At 64.6% G+C, this 23,307-nt stretch carries 21 protein-coding genes; 15 read left to right on the top strand and 6 right to left on the bottom strand.

Features of this window, described 5'->3' with window-relative positions:
- The first annotated feature begins 7 nt into the window (after positions 1-7).
- From fabG to QM467_RS03880, 8 genes are all read left to right on the top strand, one after another.
- A complete protein-coding gene (gene fabG / locus QM467_RS03915) occupies positions 8-745 on the top strand; it encodes a 3-oxoacyl-[acyl-carrier-protein] reductase (protein WP_283364989.1) in 738 nt (245 codons plus the stop codon).
- Positions 746-960: 215 nt separating this feature from the next.
- A complete protein-coding gene (locus tag QM467_RS03910) occupies positions 961-1,203 on the top strand; it encodes an acyl carrier protein (RefSeq protein ID WP_283364988.1) in 243 nt (80 codons plus the stop codon).
- 157 nt (positions 1,204-1,360) lie between these two features.
- Complete coding sequence (fabF, locus tag QM467_RS03905) at positions 1,361-2,617, top strand: beta-ketoacyl-ACP synthase II (protein ID WP_283364987.1); 1,257 nt, start codon at positions 1,361-1,363, stop codon at positions 2,615-2,617.
- An 86-nt stretch (positions 2,618-2,703) separates the two neighbouring features.
- Positions 2,704-4,593, top strand: a complete 1,890-nt coding sequence (gene mltG, locus QM467_RS03900; protein ID WP_283364986.1) for an endolytic transglycosylase MltG — start codon at positions 2,704-2,706, stop codon at positions 4,591-4,593.
- 124 nt (positions 4,594-4,717) lie between these two features.
- Entirely contained in the window at positions 4,718-5,602 is an 885-nt protein-coding gene (locus tag QM467_RS03895) for a YicC/YloC family endoribonuclease (RefSeq protein ID WP_283364985.1), read from the top strand.
- A 4-nt stretch (positions 5,603-5,606) separates the two neighbouring features.
- Positions 5,607-6,266 (top strand): guanylate kinase, encoded by a 660-nt coding sequence (gene gmk, locus QM467_RS03890; RefSeq protein WP_283364984.1) that lies wholly within the window; start codon positions 5,607-5,609, stop codon positions 6,264-6,266.
- Positions 6,267-6,346: 80 nt separating this feature from the next.
- Positions 6,347-6,673, top strand: a complete 327-nt coding sequence (locus tag QM467_RS03885; protein ID WP_283364983.1) for a hypothetical protein — start codon at positions 6,347-6,349, stop codon at positions 6,671-6,673.
- Entirely contained in the window at positions 6,670-7,089 is a 420-nt protein-coding gene (locus QM467_RS03880; protein WP_283364982.1) for a hypothetical protein, read from the top strand. The genes QM467_RS03885 and QM467_RS03880 overlap by 4 nt, the downstream gene beginning before the upstream one ends.
- A 10-nt stretch (positions 7,090-7,099) precedes the next feature.
- Here the strand turns inward: QM467_RS03880 and rsmA are convergent, their stop codons facing one another.
- The 6 genes from rsmA to lptF all read right to left on the bottom strand — a co-directional run bounded on the left by rsmA (position 7,100) and on the right by lptF (position 14,897).
- On the bottom strand, positions 7,100-7,963 hold the full coding sequence (rsmA, locus tag QM467_RS03875) for a 16S rRNA (adenine(1518)-N(6)/adenine(1519)-N(6))-dimethyltransferase RsmA (protein WP_283364981.1): 864 nt from the start codon (positions 7,961-7,963) through the stop codon (positions 7,100-7,102).
- Positions 7,960-8,967 (bottom strand): 4-hydroxythreonine-4-phosphate dehydrogenase PdxA, encoded by a 1,008-nt coding sequence (gene pdxA, locus QM467_RS03870; RefSeq protein WP_283364980.1) that lies wholly within the window; start codon positions 8,965-8,967, stop codon positions 7,960-7,962. Before pdxA ends, rsmA begins: the two co-directional genes overlap by 4 nt.
- Positions 8,964-9,896: a hypothetical protein gene (locus tag QM467_RS03865; RefSeq protein WP_283364979.1), complete on the bottom strand. Its 933-nt coding sequence runs from the start codon at positions 9,894-9,896 to the stop codon at positions 8,964-8,966. The genes pdxA and QM467_RS03865 overlap by 4 nt, the downstream gene beginning before the upstream one ends.
- 196 nt (positions 9,897-10,092) lie before the next feature.
- Positions 10,093-12,687 carry an LPS-assembly protein LptD gene (locus QM467_RS03860; protein ID WP_283364978.1) on the bottom strand — a complete coding sequence of 865 codons (2,595 nt, stop codon included), beginning with the start codon at positions 12,685-12,687 and terminating at the stop codon, positions 10,093-10,095.
- Positions 12,687-13,769, bottom strand: coding sequence for an LPS export ABC transporter permease LptG (gene lptG, locus QM467_RS03855; RefSeq protein WP_283364977.1), 1,083 nt, complete (start codon positions 13,767-13,769; stop codon positions 12,687-12,689). The genes QM467_RS03860 and lptG overlap by 1 nt, the downstream gene beginning before the upstream one ends.
- The gene (gene lptF / locus QM467_RS03850) at positions 13,770-14,897 is read right to left on the bottom strand and encodes an LPS export ABC transporter permease LptF (protein WP_283364976.1); all 1,128 of its coding nucleotides are present in this window, start codon (positions 14,895-14,897) and stop codon (positions 13,770-13,772) included.
- 356 nt (positions 14,898-15,253) lie between these two features.
- Here lptF and QM467_RS03845 point away from each other — a divergent pair, with 356 nt between their 5' ends.
- The 7 genes from QM467_RS03845 (at position 15,254) to tgt (ending at position 22,931) form a co-directional block, all read left to right on the top strand.
- Positions 15,254-16,771 carry a leucyl aminopeptidase gene (locus QM467_RS03845; protein WP_283364975.1) on the top strand — a complete coding sequence of 506 codons (1,518 nt, stop codon included), beginning with the start codon at positions 15,254-15,256 and terminating at the stop codon, positions 16,769-16,771.
- Positions 16,771-17,226: a DNA polymerase III subunit chi gene (locus tag QM467_RS03840; RefSeq protein ID WP_283364974.1), complete on the top strand. Its 456-nt coding sequence runs from the start codon at positions 16,771-16,773 to the stop codon at positions 17,224-17,226. Before QM467_RS03845 ends, QM467_RS03840 begins: the two co-directional genes overlap by 1 nt.
- A gap of 325 nt (positions 17,227-17,551) precedes the next feature.
- Positions 17,552-18,565 (top strand): septal ring lytic transglycosylase RlpA family protein, encoded by a 1,014-nt coding sequence (locus tag QM467_RS03835; protein WP_446737727.1) that lies wholly within the window; start codon positions 17,552-17,554, stop codon positions 18,563-18,565.
- A 156-nt stretch (positions 18,566-18,721) separates the two neighbouring features.
- Entirely contained in the window at positions 18,722-19,951 is a 1,230-nt protein-coding gene (locus QM467_RS03830; RefSeq protein ID WP_283364973.1) for a D-alanyl-D-alanine carboxypeptidase family protein, read from the top strand.
- Between the two features lie 52 nt (positions 19,952-20,003).
- A complete protein-coding gene (gene tmk / locus QM467_RS03825) occupies positions 20,004-20,702 on the top strand; it encodes a dTMP kinase (RefSeq protein WP_283364972.1) in 699 nt (232 codons plus the stop codon).
- Positions 20,693-21,787, top strand: a complete 1,095-nt coding sequence (locus tag QM467_RS03820) for a DNA polymerase III subunit delta' (RefSeq protein WP_283364971.1) — start codon at positions 20,693-20,695, stop codon at positions 21,785-21,787. The genes tmk and QM467_RS03820 overlap by 10 nt, the downstream gene beginning before the upstream one ends.
- A 7-nt stretch (positions 21,788-21,794) precedes the next feature.
- Positions 21,795-22,931 carry a tRNA guanosine(34) transglycosylase Tgt gene (gene tgt / locus QM467_RS03815; RefSeq protein WP_283364970.1) on the top strand — a complete coding sequence of 379 codons (1,137 nt, stop codon included), beginning with the start codon at positions 21,795-21,797 and terminating at the stop codon, positions 22,929-22,931.
- Positions 22,932-23,307 lie beyond the last annotated feature (376 nt).

Raw genomic sequence — 23,307 nt, 5'->3', positions numbered from 1 at the left:
GTTTCTCATGTTTGATCTGAGCAATCGCGTCGCGCTCGTCACCGGCGCCAGCGGCGGCCTCGGCTCCGCGATCGCCCGCTCCCTGCACAAGCAGGGCGCGAAAGTCGTGCTTTCGGGCACGCGCCGCGAGGCCCTCGACGTTCTCGCCGCCGAACTCGGAGAAGGCGCGTTCGTCGCGGTCTGCAACCTTTCCGACAAGGACGCCGTCGAAAAACTCGTTCCCGAGGCCGAGGCCCTTGCTGGCCCGCTCGATATCCTGGTCAACAACGCCGGCGTGACCCGAGACGGCCTGTTCCTGCGCATGAAGGACGAGGATTGGGAGACGGTGCTGACCGTCAACCTGACGTCGGCGTTCCGCCTGTCACGTTCGGTGCTGAAGGGCATGATGAAGCGCCGCTATGGCCGCATCGTGAACATCACCTCGATCGTCGGCGTCACCGGCAATGGCGGGCAGGCCAATTACGCCGCCTCCAAGGCCGGCCTGATCGGGATGAGCAAATCGCTCGCCGCCGAGGTCGCTTCGCGCAACGTCACGGTCAATTGCGTCGCGCCGGGATTCATCGCCAGCCCGATGACCGACGTCCTGACGGACAAGCAGAAAGAAGCCATTCTGGCGACGATTCCCTCGGGTCATCTTGGCCAGGGCGAGGATATTGGCGCCGCCTGCGTGTTTCTCGCCAGTTCGGAAGCCGCCTACGTCACCGGTCAGACCCTTCATGTCAACGGCGGAATGGCAATGATTTGAATTACTTGCGTCTGCGGTGCGTAGGCTGCGGCTTTAACCGCAAGTGGGCCTCGCAATCGTGACGGAAGTATGTTAGCAAGCCTCGGTTTGTACGTTCCAACGTGTGAAATTTCGCTGCGGGCTGAAATTTTCGCGTCGGCGGATCGGTCACTCCCCAGCGCGCCCAGGCCTGCCTTCAGGCGCGCCGTCAGTTCTATATAACGAGGAAACTAAAGATGAGCGATGTCGCCGAGCGCGTGAAAAAGATTGTGATCGAACACCTCGGCGTGGACGCCGACAAGGTGGTCGACAGCGCCAATTTCATCGACGATCTGGGCGCCGACTCGCTCGACACCGTCGAGCTGGTCATGGCCTTCGAGGAAGAATTCGGCGTGGAGATCCCCGATGACGCCGCCGAGACGATCGTGACGGTCGGCGACGCGGTGAAGTTCCTGGAAAAGGCCACGGCTCAGGGCTGATTTCAGCTCGTGAGGACTTGTTCGCGCGCGTTCGGCCTGGCGTCGGGCGCGCGCGTTTGACATTAGGAGCGCCGGCTCCGTTCGGCGTGTTCGTCTGGTTGGTCCGCTCTGGCGCAAGGTTGCGCCTGAGCGTCGAATGCAAAGCCCGAGGGAGCTAATGCGCAGGGTCGTCGTTACGGGATTGGGCATGGTTTCGCCGCTAGCCAGCGGCTACGAGGAAACCTGGAAACGTCTGCTGGCCGGCGAAAGCGGCGCCGGGCGAATCGAAGGCTTTGAAGCCTCCGATCTTGCTTGTCAGATCGCGATGCAGGTTCCGCGCAGGGACGCCCCCGACGCCTTCAATCCGGATGACTGGATGGAACCCAAGGAGCAGCGCAAGGTCGACGATTTCATCATCTTCGGCGTCGCCGCGGCGGCGCAGGCGCTCAAAGACGCCAATTGGGCGCCCAAGACCTATCAGGACCAGATCGAAACCGGCGTCCTGATCGGCTCTGGAATCGGCGGACTTGGCGGTATTTACGAGACGACCCTGGTCCTGAACGAGAAAGGCCCGCGCCGCGTGTCGCCCTTCTTCGTTCCCGGGCGCCTCATCAATCTCATCGGCGGCCATGTTTCGATCATGCACGGGCTCAAAGGCCCGAATCATGCGGTCGTCACGGCCTGCTCGACCGGAACCCATGCAATTGGCGACGCGGCGCGGCTGATCGCGCTCGGCGACGCCGAGGTCATGGTCGCCGGCGGCGCCGAATCGGCCTGCAACCGGATCGGGATCGCCGGTTTCGCGGCCTGCAAGGCTCTGGCCACTTCTTTCAACGACAACCCGAAGGCTGCCTCGCGGCCTTACGACCGCGATCGCGACGGCTTCGTGATGGGCGAGGGCGCCGGCTGCGTCGTGCTGGAATCGCTGGAGCACGCCCAGGCGCGCGGCGCGCATATCTATGCCGAAGTCATCGGCTACGGCATGTCGGGCGACGCCCATCACATCACCGCGCCCTCAGAAGATGGCGACGGCGCCTTCCGCTGCATGCAGGCGGCTATCAAGCGCGCAGGCGTCACGCCCGCCGAGATCGACTATGTCAACGCCCATGGCACCTCGACCATGGCCGACGGCATCGAGCTGCGGGCGGTCGAGCGCGTTGTCGGCGCGGCGGCCAGCACGATCTCGATGTCCTCCACCAAGAGCTCGGTCGGCCATCTGCTCGGCGCCGCGGGCGCGGTGGAGGCGATCTTCTCGATCCTCGCCATCCGCGACCAGATTGCTCCTGCCACGATCAACCTCGACAATCCGGCCTTCGAGACGGCGATCGACCTCGTGCCGCACAAGCCGCGCCCGCGTGAAATCAACGTCGTTCTGTCCAATTCCTTCGGTTTCGGCGGCACCAACGCCTCGCTCATCATGAGACGTTTCGCCTGATCGATCCTCAATTCGCCATAAATTAAGGCAAACTGTGGGATGATCTTTCGCCGCGCAAGCGGATCAGAGCAAGGCGCGCCAAAGGCATGAGCGAAGAACCGCGGGACACCGAGCTGGGTGGCCAGGAATCATCGGGTGGCCAGGAAACTGGCGGCTATGATGCGGGCGTCCAGGATCACGGCGACCGGGACAAGCCGAAGTCCGCTCCGGCGGAACGGTCGGGCGCCAGCCTGTTCGGTCGTCGCGGCGCGCTGAGCCCCGCCGAGGCGCTGCATCCCGAGGACGCGCCGCCGCCTCCGCCCGAAAAGAAACGCAAGCCTTCGCGCCTTGGCGCGGCGTCCGGATTTCTGACCTTTCTGCTCGCCGCCGCGCTTCTTGCTGGCGTCGGAGCCGTATTCGCCGACCGCGCCGTGCGCGCGCCCGGGCCGCTGACCGCCGACAAGGTCGTCTATATCCAGCAGGGCTCGGATTCCGATCAGATCATCGAGCAATTGCAGACCCAGGGCGTCATCGACAGCCCGTTCCTGTTCACGCTGACCTTGTTTGTGGAAGGCGCCCGCTCCAAACTCAAGGCGGGCGAATATTTGTTCAAGCAGAACGCCTCGCTGCAGGAAGTGATTGACACCATCGTATCGGGCAAGGCGATCCTGCACTCGCTCACCATCCCCGAGGGATTAACCAGCCAGCAGATCGTCGAGCGCCTTCGCGAGAGCGACATTCTGGCCGGCGATATCCGCGACATTCCGCGCGAAGGCGCGCTTTTGCCGGAAACTTACAAATTCCAGCGCGGCGACAGCCGCGACAAGCTCCTCCAGAAGATGGTGCATGACCAGAAGGCGCTGCTCGACGAGATCTGGCGTCGTCGCGCGTCGGACCTGCCGCTCTCCTCGCCCTATGAACTGGTCACGCTCGCCTCGATCGTGGAAAAGGAGACCGGAAAGGCGGACGAGCGTCCGCGCGTCGCCTCCGTTTTCATCAATCGCCTGCGCAAGCATATGCGGCTGCAATCCGATCCGACCATCATCTATGGCCTCGTGGGCGGGCAGGGGCCGCTGGGCCGGCCGCTCACGCGCACGGATATTGACACGGCCAGCGCCTATAACACCTATGTCATCGACGGATTGCCGCCCGGACCGATCGCCAATCCCGGCCGCGCCGCGATGGAGGCCGTCGCCAATCCGTCGCGCACGCAGGATCTCTATTTCGTCGCGGATGGAACCGGCGGCCACGTCTTTTCGGATTCCCTCGATTCGCATAATCGCAATGTGCAGCGCTGGCGCCAGATCGAGCAGAATAGCAAGGTCAAAGCGCCGGGAACGCCCGGCAGTCCAGCTCCGGGCGCCGTTGCGCCCACGACGCAAGCTCCGGCGACCCAGCCACCCGCGGCGGTCGCCCCGGCGGCCCCGGCTCCACGCCGCGACAAGGGCGCCGAGCGCGCACGGCCCTCGCAATATGGCCTCGCGCCGAACGCGCCTGAATTCGACGCCCGTCGCGTCGGACGGGCGCCTTTGCCGCCACGCTTGGCGCATGACCCGGACCTGATCGCGCGGGTCTCGCCCGTGCTGCCCGGCGCGTCCTCGGGACCGGTTCGCCTTGCGGACTATGTCCCGGCCCAGGGCTTGGCGGGCCCAGCCCAATATGCCGACGCGCTCGGCAACGTACAGCTTGGCGGAATCACCCAGGCCGAGAACGATCTCGATGGCCCCGCGGCGGAGGTTCAGACGCCCAGGGCGCCGGATGCGCGCGGACGCGTCGTCGCCGCCGCCGATCTCGATGGCCCGGCAGCGCCGGTTGAAAGCAGCGCCCTTGGCTATGCGGGAGGCCTCGTCAACGCCGCGCCCAATGGCAAGCCGCGCATTTACGATGCGGCGGAGGGCACCGCGCTCGATCCCTTGCTGGACAAGAGTTGGGACCTCAACAGCCCCAAATCCGTTGATGCGCCGCCCGCGAAAGCCAGCGCCAAGGCCGGAAAATAAGCGTCCCCCGATCAACCTCAGGCGCGTAGAATCGCTGGGTTTTGCTCGACGAATCCTGCTATACGCGAGTGAGCCGCAGTGGCCGGATCAGGCCATGCGCATTTGACGGCGGACAGGATTTGGAATGACGGTTTCCAGCATGACGGGTTTCGCGAGTGAGTCCGGCTTTTCCGCTCCCTACCGCTGGAACTGGGAGATCAAGACGGTCAATTCGAAGGCGCTCGACCTTCGGCTTCGCCTGCCTCCTGGCTTCGACGATCTCGACAAGCCGATCCGGACCGCCATTTCCGGCGCCCTGGCGCGCGGCGCCTGCTACGCCAATCTCAGCGTGACGCGTGAATCTCCTTCTCTTTCGGCGCGGGTCAATCGCAACCTGCTCGTCAATCTGATGGACTCGCTCGCCGGCATCGAGCGTCCCGACCATATCGGTCCCCTGACGCTCGATGGCCTTCTCAATGTGCGCGGCGTCATCGAAACCGTCGAGACCGAAGAGGACGCGGACGCCCAAGCAGCGGCGCAGGCGGAGATTCTTGCTGGCCTCGGACGGACGCTGAAACAGCTTTGCGCCATGCGGGCAGGCGAGGGCGCTGCGCTGGCGGCTTTTCTCAACCAGAGGCTCAACCGGATCGGGGATCTCTCCAAGGCTGCTGATCTTTGCCCCGGCCGCCATCCGGCGGCAGTGCGCGAACGGCTGCGCGCGGCCGTCGCCCTGATCTCCGAAACCGGACGCCTCGATGACGCCCGACTGCATCAGGAGGCGGTTCTGATGGCCGCCAAGGCCGACATCCGCGAAGAACTGGACCGGTTGGTCTCGCATGTCTCGGCCGCGCGGAAGCTGCTCGCGGAAGGTGGCGCCGTCGGGCGCCGGCTGGATTTCCTGGCGCAGGAGTTCGGGCGCGAGACCAACACGCTCTGCGCCAAATCCAATGACGCCGCCTTGACGGCGATCGGCCTTGATCTGAAGGTCGAAGTGGAGCAATTGCGCGAGCAGGCGCAAAATATCGAGTGATCTGATGGAAACGGAAGCTACGGCGCTTCCCGGCGGCCGCCGGGGGCTGATGCTGATTCTCTCCTCGCCCTCGGGCGCGGGCAAGACTACGCTGACGCGCATGCTGCTACAGAAGCAGGAACTCGACTTCAAGCTGTCGATCTCCCTGACCACCCGCAAGCGCCGCTCCAGCGAGGCGGACGGCATCCATTATCATTTCATCGACCAGGAAGAATTCGCGCGACGCCGCGACGCCGGCGAATTGCTCGAACACGCCGAGGTCCATGGCAATTTCTACGGCACGCCGCGCGGCCAGGTCGAAACGATCCTGTCGCAGGGGCGGGACGTCCTGTTCGACATCGACTATCAGGGCGCCCGACAGGTGCGGGAGAAAATGCCGCGCGACGTCGTCACCATTTTCGTCCTACCGCCGTCGATGCGCGAATTGCGGGCGCGCCTCGAGCGCCGCGCCGAGGACAGCCAGGACACCATCGCGCACAGGCTCGAAAACGCGCGCCATGAGATCGGGCGCTGGGCCGATTATGATTACGTCCTGATCAATGACGATATCCAGAAAACCTTCGACGATCTGCTGGCCATCGTGCGCGCTGAGCGGCTGCGCAGGCCCCGGGTCGCCAAGGGCGTGGAGGATTTCGTCGCCGCGCTGCTGGCGGAAGACGTCTGACCATTTCGGCTTCGGCCACGGCTCTGCTAGACTCGGGGACAATGGCGAGGCCGAAACCCTCGCGCGGCTTGGAGACCGGCATGAGCGAGCAGCATGAATCCGAAAGCCCGAAGGAGTCCGAACCGGCGCCGGTCGCAGAAGCCCTTCGCGCCGTCCAGACAGCGATGGAAGACCTCGCCGCGCTGCTTGGCGTCGATTCTGCGGCCACGCTCGACGCATTGAATCAGGCGCGCCACGCCGCCACGGAAAACCTTGCGGGCGTCGCCGACGACGCGCGCGACCTCGGCCTCGCCAAGCTCGAGGACCTCAGCGCCGCAGTGCGCCGCAATCCGCTGGCGTGGCTCGCAGGGGCCGTCGGCGTGGGCCTGATCGTCGGGCTCTGGCGGCATGGGGGCCGACGCTCATGAGCGGAATATTCGCAGCCATGGGCGTGGAGACCGCCGCTCTTTCCCGCCGTTTCCGGATATTCGCGCTCGCCGCGCTCATTGGCGCGGCGCTCCTCATGCTGACCGCGGCCTTTCTGGCCTTCGCCGCCTATCTGGCGTTGCTCAGCCAACTCGCGCCGTGGCAGGCGGCTTTGGCGGTCGCCGGCGGCGCGCTTGTCGTCGGCGCGATCCTTCTCGTTGTGGCGGTCAAGGCTCTGGCGCGCGCCACGGATCAAGTCGGGTCCGCCGTGAAGAGCAATGCGCTGGTCCGGGCGGCGCCCTTCGCGGCGCGCCTCGCAGTCGGCAATCCGCGCTTGGTCATGAGTCTTGCGGCGGCTGCGGCGGCGCTGGTCGCGCTGCTCCGGGCCCTGAGCGCGAAGCCGAAGGCGGATGGCTGAAACTTGGGGCCTAGCCGCGTCGCGCCGCATAGGCGCGCGCGAGGGCGCAAAAACCCGCCACCTCGATTTCTTCCGCCCTACGGGTCGGCTCGATCCCGGCTTCCTCCAGCAAGGGCGCCGGATCGCCGATCCCGGGCAGACTTTTTAACGATTGCCGCAACATTTTTCGCCTTTGGCCGAACGCGGAGAGCGTGACCATTTCCAGCGCCCTGGCGTCGCAGGGGATCGGTTCTTCGCGCGGGCGCAATTCGACGACGCTTGAAACGATCTTGGGCGGCGGCGTGAAGGCGGAGGGCGGCACGTCGAACAGAATGCGCGCCGTGCTACGCCAGCCGGCGAGCACGCCGAGACGGCCATAGTCCGCCCGCTCGCGCGGCGTCGCCACGATGCGTTCGGCGACCTCGCGCTGGAACATCAGCACCATGCGCTCGTAAAAGGGCGGCCACGGCTCGGCGGAGAGCCAGCCCGCCAGCAGTTGCGTGCCGATATTATAGGGCAGATTGGCGCAAATCCGGACCTTCCCGGCGATGCCGCGTTCGGCGAGAAAGGCCGGATAGTCGAGCGCCAGCGCGTCGCCCGGCACAATGTCCAGACGGCCCGGATAGGCTTGCGCGATCTCCTCCAGCGCGGCAAGACAGCGTTCGTCGCGCTCGACCGCGATCACCTTTTTGGCGCCATTGGCGAGCAGGGCGCGCGTCAACCCGCCCGGTCCCGGCCCGATTTCGAGCACCGTCGCTTCATCCAGCGGCCCGGCGGCGCGGGCGATCTTGCCGGTGAGATTGAGGTCGAACAGGAAGTTCTGACCGAGTGACTTTTTCGCCGCGAGGCCATGCCTGGCGACGACCTCGCGCAGGGGCGGGAGGGAATCGCTCATGCGCGCGCCCGCGCCATGCGGCCCGCAAGGGCGACGGCCTCGGCGAGGCTGGTCGGACGCGCGGCGCCGGTCCCGGCGATATCGAAGGCTGTGCCGTGATCCGGCGAGGTGCGGATGAAGGGCAGGCCCAGGGTCACGTTGACGCCGCTGTCGAAGGCCAGCGTCTTCAGCGGAATGAGCGCCTGGTCGTGATAGGCGCAGATGGCGACGTCATAGGTCGCTCGCGCGGCGGCGTGAAACATCGTATCGGCGGGCAGGGGGCCACGAACGTCATGGCCCAGAGCCGAGAGCCGCGCGACCGCCGGCGCAATGATTTCAACGTCCTCGCGGCCAATGGCCCCGTCCTCGCCGGCGTGGGGATTGAGACCAGCAAAAACCAGCCGCGGCCGCGCAATGCCGAAATCGCGCTTGCACACTTCGATCACGATCGCGCCGATCTCGACGAGGTCGTCGGTCTTGAGCAGGGAGGGAACACGGGCCAGCGGGACATGGATCGTGGCCGGGACGACCGCGAGATCGCGCGACCACAGCATCATCACCGCGCGGCATGGGACTCCCCAATGCTCCCGCGCAAGCTCGCCGAGATATTCGGTATGGCCGGGATGCGCGAAGCCAGCGCGATACAGCACGGATTTGGCGATGGGATTGGTGACGACGGCGCTGGCCCGCCCCGCATGGACCAGTGCTACGGCGCGCGAGATCGCCTCGATCGTGCCCGGCGCGTCGGATGGGTCGGGCTGGCCCGGCAAACCCTTGACCGAGGCCATGAGCGGAACAACCGGCAGCGCCGTGGCGAAAAGGGAGCGCGCCCGCTCGGGCGCCGTTTCGGCGATTTCAATCGCCAGCCCAAGCAGTTCCGCGCGACGGCGCAACAAGTTCGGATCGGCAAGAACAAAAAAAGGCTCGCCGCTCTCCCGGCTCTGGCGATAGAGCGCCAAAGCGATGTCCGGCCCAATTCCGGAAGGGTCGCCCTGGGTAAGGCAAAGCGGCGGAAGCGCGCTCATTGCCCTTTCTTGACGATCACCGCATGGGCGCGCATCTCTTCATAGAGCTTCTGCGCCTGGCCCTCGACAATGCGCTGCAAAAGCTTTTGCTGGGCGACCTCTTTCGCGGCGTCTGCGCCCGCGGCCTTGCGCGCGCAAATGGCGATCGCCACGAGACCCGTCGAATCGCGGCTCGGGCCGGTCATGTGGCCGACTGGCGTCTTGTCCAGAAGGGCGACCAATTGCTCGCCGAGCTGCGACGAACTGCGGGTGATCGGCTCGCGGACCACGAATTGGCCGGATTCCGTCGCGGCTTTCACGCCCGTCTCGCAACTCGTGAAACGCGCGCGCAGGCCTTCCATCTTCTTGCCGGCTTCCTGCACCGCGGCGGGGCTCGCCGTCGTCGGCAAGATCAGAACCACCTGCCGCAGCGTGAAGGATTGCTCATTGGCCAGTTTCTTGTCGCGCGCGATCTCGGCGTCGACGTCCTGCTGGCTGACTTCGACGGCGCGATTGCGCGCCCGGGCATAAATGGTGAAAGCCTGCTGGATCGCAAAAAAGTTCTCGACATGTTTCGGATCGATATGGGCCGCCGAAATCCGCTGCGACATGGCGGCGACCGTCATATGGCCCTTTTCGGCGTAATAATTCACCGTCGGTCCGAATTCATTCGGCGAGACCTTGATGCCGTATTTATTGATCTCGCCCGCCTTGACGCGGGATTCGATCAGGCTTTCGAGCGCGGCGGAAGGTGAAGACGGCTGACCGATCGCGCGGAGCAGCTTTTCGCGCTCGGCAATATCAATCGAGGTGATGGGATCGCCGTTGACGCTGGCGACGATCGTCTGGGCGCGGACGCCCTGCGCCGGACAGATCGCCAAGATGGCCAGCAAGGCCAAAGCCAAGGCGGCCCATTTTTCGCCCCAGAACCGGTTAACCCTGTTTTTCATTCGTGCGATCCGTTTCAGCCAGCTTGCATCGGCGACTCGCGCAAAGCCCAACAGGGCATTCGCGCGCGCCGCGAAAATTGCGCCTCCTCCCATTTCCGAAAATTGCGGCAGCAATTCGATGCGAGGAAGCTGAGCCATACCGTTTTTCCGCGCGCTTCGCCAGATCAGGACGAGACGCGCGCGGAATTTGGCGAAATCAGTTGTAGCGCACGCCGTCCTGAATTTGCGACGGCGACAGGGAGATAGGCGCCTTGATGTCGCCAAGCGTGCGCAAGTCGAGGGTCAGAAGAATGGTCTGGTTGCGCGCATAGACCGGCGGGTTGCCGTACATGTCGGAGATCTGGTTGATGTAATACAGCCCCAGCTTGGTGCAGTCGTCGTTATAGCCCATGCCGAGGCCCCAGGTCGCGATCGAGAAGACCGGCTGCGCCGTGGGAAGATAGGACGGATAGTAATAATGCCGGCTCAGATCGAAATTGACGTTGCCGGAGACGAAATAATGCTCGAGCACGTCATAACGCGTCGCGAGTTGCAAACCTTCGCGCCGGAAAACATAGCCAATCAGCGGCTGCTGCGTGTAATTGGCGAATTGCGCGCTGAGATCCAGCGGGCCGTAATGGGCGTGGCCGGAGACGTCCAGACGGTCGAGCGCCCAGTTGGCCTCGTTGAAACGCGCCTTCGCGACAAAGGTATAGTTCGAGTTCGGCGTATAGGTGACGCGCCCGACATAATCCGACAAGCGCGTGTTGAGGCCTGAATCGAGGCCGATATTGGCGGCGTCGGGCGTGGCGTAGGAATTCGTTCCCGCAAGCTGCGCCGACTGGCCGAACATGGCGTTCAGATAGCCGTTCTTGTTCATGTCGAGCGTGAACTGGGCGCCATAATTGGCCCGAACGCCCGTCTCGAACCGGTCATAGCCGGAATATTTATTCCACTCGAACAGGTTCGAATCGTCGAACACCAGGCTTTGGGCGTCCATATTGACGATCGTGTTGGAAATCTGGGTGTTCGGACGCGCGATGACCTGGGCGATGGGCTCCACGACCAGCGAGCCGAGCGGCGTGCGCGCCAGGATGGGATAGCGCCAATCGATGCCGACGCCCGGCGTGACCGAACCCATGAACTGGTTGTTATTGGTGAAGAAATTGCTCTGATAGGAATTGGCGATCGTGTCCGTGCCGAAGGTCGCCGAACCGGAGGTGTCATAGCTGAGGTAATTGCCGTTGGCGCGCATGAAGGCGAAAGGCGTGATCACTTCGCCCAGCGGATCAATATATTTGCGCTGCCACGACAGCTGGATCGTGCCGCTGGTGTAGCTGCCGCCGATGCCGCGCACGAGGCACGATCCCGGGGTGTAATCCGACTTGCCGGTGAGCGGATTCACGCAGACCGGATGCAGGCCATATAGATTGTCGAGCGAGATCGCCCCGACCTGCTGATAGGAGGCCAGGGACGCCGAGGAACTGGTGACGTTCGCATCGACCGTGATCTGGCCGCCGATGCCGAAAGTCTTTTCAGGGGCGATGTCGATGGCTTTGTTATAGTCCAGGATCGGCCAGACCGCAGCGAGCTGAGGCTGGTAGTCGAAATTCGCCATGCCCTGGAAGGAAAAGCCGCGCAGGTCGAAATAGCCGCGGTCGCCCTGGCCGGTCAGATAGACGGTCGACGAGGTTTCCCGGAAAAAATTGCCCGAGAGAACCGGATTGGGCATGCCATAATCGTTCAGGAACCATTTGTCCGAAACGCGGGCGACATCCCAGCCGAATTTCCAGTTCTGGCTCAGCCAGATCGCGCCCTGCGAGGTGATTTCGCCGCGATTGGTCTGGTTGCCCGAGCCCCAGGGCTGAGGGGCGAAGGCGGAGTCGTCCTGCTGATGAATGCCGCTCGCCTGGATGTAATAATAGCCGTTTTCCAGGCGGTGACGGAATTCGATCTCGCCGAGGAAGCCCTGGCGCGACAGATAGGCCGGCGTGAGAGTCACGTCCATGTTGGGGGCGAGCACCCAAAAATAAGGCGTGCCGACGCCATAGCCGAGGGTCGACTTGTAGAAAATCCTCGGCGCCAGGAAGCCGGACTGGCGCGTCACGCTCGGGTCGGCCATCGACAGGAAGGGAAAATAGGCGATCGGCAGGCCGTAAAGCTCGAAGGTCGCGCCTTCGTAATAGAGCATTTGCTCGTTGTTCTTGTGGACCACTCTCTGCGCCCGCAGGCGCCAGATCGGCGCGCGTTCGGGATGTTCGGCGCAGCTCGGGCAGGCGGTATAGGTGCCCTTGTGGAAAACCGTCGTATCGGCGTCGATCTTTTCGGAACGCGAGGCGCTGATGTGGGTGCGTTCCTTGGTGTCGGCCCGGACGGAATCGACAAAGCCCTGCTTGAAGTCGCCGGTCAGCTCCATCTTGTCGGCATGGGTGACCGTGCCTTCCGGATCGGTGAGCTTGACCGAGCCCTCGGCCAGGACGCGTCCGGTATCCTTGAAATAAGTGACGCGGTCGGCTTCCAGCACCTTGCCCTGGTAATAAATCTGGGCGTCGCCCTCAGCCGTGACCGAATGCGCCTGGTCGTTATAGACCACGCTATTGGCCTCGACGACCATTGGGCCTTTCTTGCCGGTCGCGCCGGCGAAACGGTCATTGAGAGTCTGCGCGCGCGCCTCGCCGAGACAGGCGAACATGGCGAGTCCGGCCGCCAGGCCAGTCGCGGCGACGGCGAAATGGCGGGGACGGGCCGCGAGCAGGGCGCCGCAGCGGCAGAAGATGCGACGGCCCAAGAGGCCGAGGGAGCGCATCGCCATCAGCCGTCCTCTCGATTCAGGAGTGTCAACGCGCCCAACATATTCGCCACAATCGCAGGCGACCAGGCGGCGACGGGCGTGCTGAGCACCCCGGCTCCGCCAAGATCGGAAACGAGTTTCGTAGCGACATAAAGCACGAAGCCTGCGCCGACGCCACCCAAAACAAGAACGCCGACGCCGCCCATGCGCGACAGCTTGAGCGAGAAGGACGCGGCGATCAACACCATGGCGACGAGCAAGGCCGGCAAGGCGAGAAGCGACTGGAAACGCAAACGATACCCCACTGCATCGAGACCGGCGTCCTCCGTGTCGTCCACCACGCGCGGCAGCGACCAGAACGGCACCGATTCGGGCGATACGAAACTCTGCACCACCTGACTGGGCAGCAGATTAGTCGCAAGATGGTAAACATCCGCTCTCCGCGGCTCAACGCCCGGCGCGGTAATGACGACATTATTAAGGGTCCATTCCCTTTCGCCCATCTCGGCGTTGTTCGCGTCCACGCGCTCCAAAAACTTTCCTGTAGAATCAAAGACAAAGGCCGATACACCCGCCAGCCGCAAGCCGGAGTTCGACGACGCCTCCGCCCGGAGGATCGACTGGCCGTCGACGCTTTTCTGCCGAATCCACATGGCGGTGATGTTGGCGAGATATTTATTCTTGAAAATTCCCGTCTCGATCTCGTCAGCCTGCTGCTTCATCACCGCCGACAGCGGATTGTAGACGCCGATCGCGAACAGGCCGATGAGCAGGGCCGCCACCACCGGCGGCGTCAGGAATTGCCAGACCGAGACCCCGGCCGCGCGCGCCACCACCAGTTCGAGTTTGCGGGTGAGGGTGATAAAGGAGGCCATGGCCCCGAACAGCACCGCAAAGGGCAGGATCTGTTCGGAAACCGCTGGCGTATGCAGCAGGGACAGCCATGCGACCAGAGCCGCGCCCGCCTTGGGATTGTCGCCGGTCCGACGCAGCATCTCGACGAAATCGACCATGTAAATCAGGCCGAAAATCGTGAAAAAGACCACGGCGACGCTCTTCACGAAGCGCGATCCCAGGTAAAAGCCGAGAGTGGGTCCGATCATTCAGGCCGCCGCGAAAACGGCGCGCATGCGCCTGAAAGGACGATCCAGAGCGAAACGGAACGCATAGAGCGCCGCGAGTACGCAGCCAAGCAGGGGTAGCGCATAGGCGGCCAGAACGCCCGTAACGTCGCGCGCCATCAGCGCCGAGGCGCCGAATCCGCCAACCCGCAACAACAGCGCCGCTCCAACAGCCGCGGCAATCGCAAGCCCGCGATTCTGGCGCGTGGTCCGGGGCGCGCCCAAGGCCGCGAAGGCGATCATTCCCATCGCGACGGCATAGAGAGGGGCGATGAAGCGCTCGTGCAGTTCCGCGCGGAAGCGGCCCTCGTTCTCCTTCACATAGGAGTCGGACAGGTCGTAGTTCAGCAGGTCGAACGTGCCGCGCTCGCGCGGGCGCAGGGGCGCGCCCGTCGCGCGTGAGCCGAAATGGCTCAGGTCGAGGGCGTAGGAATCGAACACGATCATGGCGGGGGTTTCCGCGCCCTTGTCCTGGCGCTGGATCGTCCCGGTCTCCAGAACAAGATAATTCTGGTCCTCAACCTTCGAGGCGATGCCGGTTTCGGCGAGATAGACGTTGTTCTGCCCCTCCTCGCGCCGGTCGAGCATGAAAATGCCCAGCAGCGCGCCGCCGGGCCCGCGCTCCCGATAATGGAAATAGAGCCCCGGCTCCAATAGGTTGAAGGTTCCGGGGCGCACGATTCGGGTGAGAAAATCAGACTGCACCTCAGTGATAGCGTCGCGCAGGGCGCGGAAGCTCGCGGGCATCGCCCATAGCGACATCAGGCCCGAAAAAAGCGCAACCGCCACGATCAGCACGGCGAAGGGGCGGAAGAGCTGGAAGGGCGAGAATCCCGCCGAAGCGGTCACGACCAGTTCGCTGTCGCCGTTGAGCCGGTTGAGCGTGAAGAGCGTCGCGATGAACAAAGCGATTGGCGAGATCACCATCACCAGCGAGGGAATGATCAGGCCCGTCACGTGAAAGAACACAATCAGCGATTGGCCCTTGGTGGTCATCAGGTCGAAATCGCGCATCGCCTGCGTCAGCCAGATCACTGCCGTCAGAACCCCGAGTCCGACCAGGAAGGCCGAGCCGGCGATTCTGAGAATATAGCGTTCGATCAGTGACATTCCGGCTTCGTATCCCTTCGCGCGCCCTGCATAAATCAAATCGTGCTGCACCGCAAAGCGGCGGCTCAAATCCTTCGCCAATCCATGGCCCAAATCAGCCGGCGCGGCGAGGGGGCATTATTCCCTCCACAATGGCGTTTCCGTGGCCAAGGCCTCGTCCGCTCCCATTTGCGGCCAGCCCGAACGATCTTTGTGTCCCGCCGTGACATTTTGAAAACAGCGCGCATTGACCCCCTTCGCCGGGGCGTCGCATAGTGGGGCGACTCCCGTCCGCTCCGGCCATGCGCGAGACGCCGACAGGCCGTCTCCGAATAGCATCCGGCGAGGCGAATCAAGATGGTTTGCAAGAGGTATCAATGTCTGAACCCGTCACGCTCGGCGCCCTGACGATCGCCGAGGCCCTGGCCCCCGCGCCCGCCGGTTATGTTCTCGTGGCTTTCGCCGATGGCGCGCTTGGCCTTGGCGCAAAAACTTCCGCCGCGCTGGGCGAGGCCGCCGGCGTGATTCCCCGCGCCGCCGAAATTTCGGCCTTCAAGGGCAAGATCGGCTCCGCGCTCGATCTGCTCGCCCCCGCCGGCCTCGACGCCCGAAGGCTGCTGGTGCTGGGCACGGCGCCCGAAAAGGAGGGCGGCAAGACCGATTATCTGCGCCTCGGCGGCCTGGTCGCCGCGAAGCTCGGCAAGTCCAAAAACGCCCGCATCCTGTTCGATTTCGCCGCGCAGCCGGAGGATTTCGCAACTGCGGCGGGCGATTTCGCGCTTGGGCTGCGTCTGCGTTCCTATAAATTCGACCAGTTCAAGACCAGGAAGACTGGCAAGGACGAGCCCGAAAACGGCGGCCCGGTCGATTTCCGCATCGCCGGCGCGGAAGCGGCCCCGATCGCCGACGCCATCGCGAAAGTCTCGGGTCTGGCCGACGGCGTCGATCTCGCCCGGACGCTCGTCAACCTGCCGCCCAATCTGCTTTATCCCGAAAGCTTCGCCGACAAGGCGAAGGAGTTGGAAAAGCTCGGCGTCGACGTCGAAATCCTCGACGTTCCGGCGCTGGAGTCGCTGGGCATGCGCGCCTTGCTCGGCGTGGGGCAGGGCTCCAAACGGCCGAGCCGCGTCGTCATCATGCGCTGGAACGGCGGGGCGAAAGACGCGCAGCCCGTGGCCTTCGTCGGCAAGGGCGTCTGCTTCGATTCGGGCGGCGTTTCGCTCAAGCCTGGCGCGGGCATGGAGGACATGAAGGGCGACATGGGCGGCGCCGCCTGCGTCACCGGCCTGTTGCACGCGCTCGCCTCGCGCAAGGCTGCGGTCAATGCGATCGGCGCCATCGGCCTGGTCGAGAACATGCCCGACGGCGCAGCGCAGCGCCCTGGCGACATTGTCGCGGCCATGTCCGGCACGACCATCGAAATCATCAATACCGACGCCGAAGGGCGGCTGGTCCTCGCAGATGTGCTCTGGCACGTCCAGAGCGCCTTCAAACCTGCCTTCATTGTCGATCTCGCCACCCTTACCGGCGCCATTCTCGTCGCGCTCGGCCAGGAATACGCCGGCTTGTTCAGCAATAATGACCAACTCGCCCAGCGCCTGACCGAGGCCGGAACCCAGACCGGCGAGAAGGTCTGGCGCATGCCGATGGGCCCGGCCTATGAAAAAATGATCGAATCGAAATTCGCCGACATCAAGAACACCGGCGGGCGTCACGCCGGCTCGATCTCGGCGGCGCAGTTCCTTCAGCGTTTCGTCAACGACACGCCCTGGGCCCATCTCGACATCGCCGGAACCGCCATGTCCTCGCCGACCGGCGATCTCAACCAGAGCTGGGGCTCCGGCTGGGGCGTCCGCCTGCTCGACCGGCTGGTGAAAGACTATTACGAAGGCTGATGGCCGAGTTCTGGTTTTATCAATTGCAGAAGCGCACGCTCGAGGAGGCCCTGCCGGCCCTTGTCGAGCTTGCGCTGAAGCGCGGCTGGCGGGCGGTCGTCCAGGCCCGGACCCCGGAATATATGGCCGCGATCGACGATCTGCTCTGGACTTATGACGACGAGGCCTTCCTGCCACATGGCTCGCAAGCCGAAGGCGACCCCGTATTGCAGGCCGTTTGGCTTAGTTGTGGCCAGGACAATCCCAATGGCGCCCAAATCCGATTCCTGATCGAGGGCGCCGAGGCCGAACCGTTCCTGAACGCCGATTACCAACGCCTGATCCTGCTGTTCGACGGGCGCGACGACGAAGCGCTCGCGGCCGCCCGCGCGCAATGGAGGCTCCTGCGCGACGGCGGCGCCACGCTCTCCTACTGGCAGGAGACGGAGGAGGGCGGCTGGCGCAAGCAGGCCTGAGTCCCAGGCCTGAATCCGAAGCGCAAGGCCGCCTTCCGCGAAGCTGCCGCATTTCCGCCAAAATGTCGGAGCCAATCTGAACAGGTGTTCACAATTCCGTGATATGATCCGCCCTCGCGGGCGGCTTCACGCGGGGTTGTGTGTCGCATGCGCGCCGTCACGGCTAGCGAAGGGTTAACTATTTGACTCAACCTTTTGGCAATTTTCCCGGCGCAATGTGGCGAATGATGTTTTCTTTCGCCAAAACAACTTCCGCTTCGACGCGCGCTCGCCGCATCGCCCAAGAGGGCGCAACCGGCCCCGCCGAAAACAGGATCATTGGCCCGTGACCAGCACGCCCGCCCATCCGTTCTCGCGCTCGATCGAGCGCTCCCTCGCCCTCATCGCCGGGGCCCGTCATGAAATCCGCGCCAAGGCCGGCTCAATCATCGCCCTCGCCGGCGTGGTCGCCATGGCCGGTTGCGCGCAGGCCCCGCAACAGATGGCCCGCCATCACGGCAAGGAATATTTCCCCGAGAGCGTCTATGGCCGCGCCAGCCCGCGCGTCGTCGCCGACGGCGAAGCCGTGCCCAAGGGCGGCGGCCAATATCTGGTCGGCAACGCCTACACCGTCGCCGGCAAGACCTATGTGCCAAGCGAACGGAAATATTCAGCTGTCGGCCTCGCTTCCTGGTATGGCGACGCATTTCACGGGCGCCGCACCGCCAATGGCGAAGTCTATGACCGTTTCTCCATCTCCGCCGCGCATCCCACCATGCCGCTGCCGAGCTATGCGCGCGTGACCAATCTGCGCAACCAGCGCTCGATTATCGTCCGCGTCAACGATCGCGGCCCCTATCACGGCGGACGCGTCATGGACCTTTCCGCCAAGGCGGCGGAGGCGCTGGAATACAAGTCGGTCGGCACCGCCAAGGTCAAGGTCGAATATGTCGGCCGCGCCGCGCTGTCGGGTTCCGACGACCGCAAATTGCTGGCGACGCTGCGCGTTGACGGCCAGCCCGCCCAATTGGGCGATTTCGCCTATTCGCCGACGCGCGTCGCCGATCAGCGCGAACTGCCGCCCGCAGCCGCGCCGGATCGCGAAGGCCAGCGCATGGCGCTGGAATCTACGCCGGAAGCCTATGCGCAGCGCGTCGCGGCGCCTCCGCCGCGCCAGCGCGAGATGGAGGCCGCCGTCGAGCCGCCGCTGCCGCCCGAGCCGCCGCAGCGCGTCGCTTTGGCTGATACTGCGAGCCCCTCGGCGCCGCTCCCGAAAAATCCGCCGCTGCCGCCGCAGCGTCCCTTCGATCTGGGGACCATTCCCGGCGCGGACGTTCCGGTCTCGGTTGCGCGGCGCTGACTTCAATAAGTTGAATCGCGCGGCGGCGCTGGCGTCCCGCGCCAAAAAAGCCTATCTCTCTGTGAGATGCGGCGTGCGCCCAGGCTCAAGCTCTCCTTGGGACGACGCCGCCGAACTCACCTGAGCCATTTCGGCTCACGCAGCGAAGAGGCGTTCGTGCTGTCACGTCCCTTGCCTTTTTTCCTCCGGCTTCTGCTCGCCTTGCCCTTGATCGCCACGCTGGCGGCCTCCGCCGCACGCGCGCAGAATATCACCACGACCGCGCCCCACGCGGTTGTGATGGACGCCGGCACGCGGACGGTCCTGTTCGAGAAGGGCGCGGACGAGCAGACGCCGCCGGCTTCGCTCGTCAAGCTGATGACGGCGGAAATGGTGTTCCGGGACCTGAAAAAGGGCTCGATCACGCTCGATACGCCCTTCTACATTTCAGAGAAAGCGTGGAAGACGGGGCAGAGCGGCGGGTCGATGTTCGCCCGCGTCAACACCAATATCCGGGTCGAGGACCTGCTGCGCGGCCTGATCGTCCAGTCCGGCAATGATTCCGCCATTGCTTTGGCCGAGGGGCTGGGCGGTTCGGAAGAGAATTTCGCGGCCATGATGAATGTCCGCGCCGCCGAGATCGGCATGACCAAATCGCATTTCACGGATTCGTGGGGCGGCGCCAATCCGGCCCAGCAGGTTACGGCCCGCGACATGGCGACGCTCGCCGAACACATCATCAAGACCTACCCGGACTATTATCATTATTTCGGCGAGAAAGAGTTCACCTGGAGCAAGATCCGACAGCTCAACCGCAATCCGATCCTGTTCATGGACGTCAATGGCGATGGCCTCAAGGTCGGCAACGAGAGGGATGGCGAGTATAATCTCGTCGGCTCCGCCGTGTTCGGCGGGCAGCGGCTGATCGTGGTCGTGCTCGGCTCCAAGACCGCCAAGGACCGCGCCGAGGAAGCGCGCCGACTGTTCAACTGGGGCTTCCGGGGATTTGAGGCCAAAAACCTGTTCGAAGCCAATGAACCCGTGGGGGAAGCCAAAGTCTATGGCGGGGTCAAGACCGAGGTCCCGCTTATCTCGGACACGGCCGTTCGGCTGATGATCCCGCGCGGCTCGCCGGAAAAGTTGACCGGCAAGATCGTTTATGTCGGGCCGCTGATCGCGCCGGTCGCCGCCGGCCAGACCGTGGCGCGGCTGAAGATCTATCGCGGGACGAGCCTCGCCCTCGACGCGCCGTTGAAAACCGCCGAGGCGGTGGAGCAGGGGCCGTTGGCTCAGCGCGCCCGCGACGCCGCAATGGAGCTCGGTTTGCAGCTGTTCCACAAGGGACTGGCGACGGCCATGCGCTCGATCGAAAAGAAGCAGCCCGCCGCGCAGACGCGGCAGCCTTGAACCGCCGTATTTTCGCGTTAAGACTGTCGCCCTGGCCGTCAGAAGTCGGCGCATGAATTTCATACCGGATTTCGGAAACGGAGCGCCCTTGCGCCACGGACGGTTCATCACTTTCGAGGGCGGCGAAGGCGCCGGCAAATCGACCCAGATTCGCCGCCTCGCCGCGGCTTTGCGCGAACACGCCCCTGAGGTCGTCGTCACCCGCGAGCCGGGCGGCACGCCTTTTGCCGAAAAGCTCCGTTCCGTGATTCTCGCGGGCAAGGCGCGCGATTTTGGCGACGTGGGCGAAGCCCTGCTGTTTTCCGCCGCGCGAATCGACCATATCGACCGGCTGATCCGTCCCGCGCTTGCGCGCGGGGCCTTCGTGCTGTGCGACCGTTTCGCCGATTCGACCCGCGCCTATCAGGGCGCGCGCGGCGGCGTCGAAGACAATATGCTGGCGACGCTCGAGAGGGTCACGCTCGCCGGAGTCCGGCCCGACCTCACCTTCATCCTCGATATCGCGCCCGAGGCCGGCATGGAGCGGGCGCGGCTGCGGCGAGGGCAGGGCGCCGTCGATCGGTTCGAGGCCGAGGATCCGGGCTTTCACCGGCAGTTGCGCGAGAAATTCCTGGAAATCGCGCGCGCCGAGCCGGAGCGTTGCCGGGTGATCGACGCAGCGCAGCCCGAAGACGAGGTCGCCCGGGCGATCTGGGCCGCCTGCGTCGGACAATGGCCCCAGCTCGCCTCGGACCAGAAGCAATGGGCGTGAAAGCAGGCGAGGACGGCCTGCCGGAAAGCGACCGTTTCTCGCCGGCGCCGCATCCGCGCGACACGTTCCAGCTGTTCGGGCACGAGCATGCGGAGAGCGAATTTCTCGAAGCTTTTCGCGCAGGCCGGATGCCGCAGGCCTGGATCATCGGCGGGCCGCCGGGAATCGGCAAGGCGACCCTCGCCTGGCGCATGGCGCGGTTCATGGCGGCCCATCCCGATTCGACGGCGCCCGCCGTCCAGCAGGCCAGGAATCTCGCAGTCGATCCGCGCCACCCGGTCGCGCGGAAAATTTCGGCGCTGGCCTATGGCGATCTCGCGCTGCTCAGGCGGGAATGGGTCGAGAAGAACAAGAAATTCGCCACGCGCATCACCGTGGACGACGTTCGCCGCGCGCTGCACAAGTTCGAACAGGCGGCGGGCGAAGGCGGCTGGCGCATGGCGCTGATCGACAGCGCCGACGACCTCAACGTCAGCAGCGCCAACGCCTTGCTCAAGCTGATCGAGGAGCCGCCGCCGCGCAGCCTGTTCCTGCTGGTCGCCCACCAGCCGGGGCGCCTTCTACCGACCATCCGTTCGCGTTGCCGCATGCTGATGCTGCAACGGCTTGAAACTCCGGCGCTGTCGGAGGCAGTCCGCGCCGCGGCCGACGCAGCGGAGCTGCGCGCGCCCAGCGACGCGCTGGGCCGCGCCTGCGCCCGCGCAGATGGCTCGGCCCACGAGGCTCTCCGCCTCCTCGCGGCGAGAGATGGAGTCGTCGACGGTCTGATGGAGCAGGTTCTCGCCAAACTGCCCCAGGTCAACTGGCGGTCCGCCCATCGCATTGCCGACGCGGTCACCGGACGCGAGGGCGAAGTGGAGTTCGACGCCTTTCTGCGATCGTGTTTCGACTGGCTGGCCGGCGCCCTGCGGCGAAATCCGGGGCTTGGCCCGCGCGCCTTGGCGCCTTATGCGGAGGTCTGGGAATTTCTGGAGCGGGAAACCCGCGATCTGGAAATCTACAATCTCGACAAAAGGGCCTTCGCGATCATCGTCTTTTCCCGATTAGCGGAAGCCGAACGCGCCGCCCGCGCCGCGCTCGCCTGAGGATCTCATGACCGACACTTTCGGCTACCGGCTTATCGCCCGGGACGGCGGCGCCCGTCTGGGCGAAATTCTTTCGCCGCGCGGCGCCATCCGAACCCCCGCCTTCATGCCGGTCGGCACGGCCGCGACCGTCAAGGCCATGTATCCGCAGCAGGTGCGCGAACTGGGCGCGGATATCGTGCTCGGCAACACCTATCACCTGATGCTGCGCCCCGGCGCGGAACGGGTCGCGGCGCTCGGCGGCCTGCATAGGTTCATGAACTGGCCCCATCCGATCCTGACCGACAGCGGCGGCTTCCAGGTCATGTCGCTGGCCAAGCTGCGCAAGCTCGACGAGAACGGCGTCACCTTCCAGTCCCATATCGACGGCGCCAAACATGTGCTGACGCCGGAACGCTCGATGGAAATCCAGCGCCTGCTCGGCTCGGACATCCAGATGCAGTTCGACGAATGCGTGAAGCTGCCCTGTTCGCCCGAGGAAGCCGAACGCGCCATGCGGCTATCGCTTCGCTGGGCAGAACGCTCGCGCAAGGCGTTTGGCGAACAGCCCGGCCACGCCTGTTTCGGCATCGTGCAGGGCGGGGCCGAGCGGTCCCTGCGCATCGAGAGCGCACGGGCTTTGGCGGATATGGATTTCCACGGCCTCGCCGTTGGCGGACTTGCTGTGGGCGAGCCGCAAGCGGTCATGCTGGCGATGATCGAGACGGTCATGCCGCATCTGCCGGAGCACAAACCGCATTACCTGATGGGCGTCGGCTCGCCCGACGATCTGATCGAGTCGGTCGCGCGCGGGATCGACATGTTCGATTGCGTCATGCCGACCCGTGCCGGGCGCCACGGGCTGGCTTATACCCGCTGGGGCAAGATCAATCTGCGCAACGCCCGGCACGCCGATGACCCGCGCCCGCTGGACCCGCATTCCTCCTGCCCGGCGGCGCGCGACTATTCCCGCGCCTATCTGCATCACCTCGTGCGCTGCCAGGAGATTCTGGGCATGATGCTGCTGACCTGGGTCAATCTGGCCTATTATCAGGAGCTGATGGCGGGCGCACGCGCGGCAATCGCCGAGGGGCGCTTCGCCGATTATCGGCTTCAGGTGAAGGCCGATTGGGAGCGCGGCGGCGAGCCTGACGCGCCGGCCTGAAAGATCAAATCAAGGCTCTGAAAAAGAATGAGCGGAAAGACTATCGAGTCTTTCCGCTCCGCCTCACTTGTCCTGTCCCGCATCGAAAAAGCTGTTCAGCTCATCTCCCCAGCGCCTTATGGCGCACCGTCCGATGCGAAACGTCCTCCCACGACTTGGACAGCATGCATGGGCCGTTTTCGGCCCTGGCCTCCTTTGGAGTGCGTGGCCACGTTAGTCCAAGCTTTTGGCCTTGTCATCAGGAGAAGCGCCCAATTTTTCAAAAAATTGGCGTCGATCAAGCCGAAAGACAAAAATTATTCCAAGGCGCCCGCGCAAGGCGCCATTCCTTCGTTCCCACCGCGAAAAGCCGCGCCTTGCTTCGTCGCCACGCTTG

The organism is Rhodoblastus sp. 17X3, assembly GCF_030056575.1.
Taxonomy (GTDB): Bacteria; Pseudomonadota; Alphaproteobacteria; order Rhizobiales; family Beijerinckiaceae; genus Rhodoblastus.
The sequence above is the reverse complement of the archived record's forward strand: the minus strand, read 5'-3'. Positions and strand labels throughout refer to the sequence as shown.

Excerpts from the sequence above, each read along its gene's own strand:
- fabG (WP_283364989.1), top strand. The coding sequence starts at position 8 with ATGTTTGATCTGAGCAATCGCGTCGCGCTCGTCACCGGCGCCAGCGGC.
- QM467_RS03910 (WP_283364988.1), top strand. The coding sequence starts at position 961 with ATGAGCGATGTCGCCGAGCGCGTGAAAAAGATTGTGATCGAACACCTC.
- fabF (WP_283364987.1), top strand. The coding sequence starts at position 1,361 with ATGCGCAGGGTCGTCGTTACGGGATTGGGCATGGTTTCGCCGCTAGCC.
- mltG (WP_283364986.1), top strand. The coding sequence starts at position 2,704 with ATGAGCGAAGAACCGCGGGACACCGAGCTGGGTGGCCAGGAATCATCG.
- QM467_RS03895 (WP_283364985.1), top strand. The coding sequence starts at position 4,718 with ATGACGGTTTCCAGCATGACGGGTTTCGCGAGTGAGTCCGGCTTTTCC.
- gmk (WP_283364984.1), top strand. The coding sequence starts at position 5,607 with ATGGAAACGGAAGCTACGGCGCTTCCCGGCGGCCGCCGGGGGCTGATG.
- QM467_RS03885 (WP_283364983.1), top strand. The coding sequence starts at position 6,347 with ATGAGCGAGCAGCATGAATCCGAAAGCCCGAAGGAGTCCGAACCGGCG.
- QM467_RS03880 (WP_283364982.1), top strand. The coding sequence starts at position 6,670 with ATGAGCGGAATATTCGCAGCCATGGGCGTGGAGACCGCCGCTCTTTCC.
- rsmA (WP_283364981.1), bottom strand. The coding sequence starts at position 7,963 with ATGAGCGATTCCCTCCCGCCCCTGCGCGAGGTCGTCGCCAGGCATGGC.
- pdxA (WP_283364980.1), bottom strand. The coding sequence starts at position 8,967 with ATGAGCGCGCTTCCGCCGCTTTGCCTTACCCAGGGCGACCCTTCCGGA.
- QM467_RS03865 (WP_283364979.1), bottom strand. The coding sequence starts at position 9,896 with ATGAAAAACAGGGTTAACCGGTTCTGGGGCGAAAAATGGGCCGCCTTG.
- QM467_RS03860 (WP_283364978.1), bottom strand. The coding sequence starts at position 12,687 with ATGGCGATGCGCTCCCTCGGCCTCTTGGGCCGTCGCATCTTCTGCCGC.
- lptG (WP_283364977.1), bottom strand. The coding sequence starts at position 13,769 with ATGATCGGACCCACTCTCGGCTTTTACCTGGGATCGCGCTTCGTGAAG.
- lptF (WP_283364976.1), bottom strand. The coding sequence starts at position 14,897 with ATGTCACTGATCGAACGCTATATTCTCAGAATCGCCGGCTCGGCCTTC.
- QM467_RS03845 (WP_283364975.1), top strand. The coding sequence starts at position 15,254 with ATGTCTGAACCCGTCACGCTCGGCGCCCTGACGATCGCCGAGGCCCTG.
- QM467_RS03840 (WP_283364974.1), top strand. The coding sequence starts at position 16,771 with ATGGCCGAGTTCTGGTTTTATCAATTGCAGAAGCGCACGCTCGAGGAG.
- tmk (WP_283364972.1), top strand. The coding sequence starts at position 20,004 with ATGAATTTCATACCGGATTTCGGAAACGGAGCGCCCTTGCGCCACGGA.
- QM467_RS03820 (WP_283364971.1), top strand. The coding sequence starts at position 20,693 with ATGGGCGTGAAAGCAGGCGAGGACGGCCTGCCGGAAAGCGACCGTTTC.
- tgt (WP_283364970.1), top strand. The coding sequence starts at position 21,795 with ATGACCGACACTTTCGGCTACCGGCTTATCGCCCGGGACGGCGGCGCC.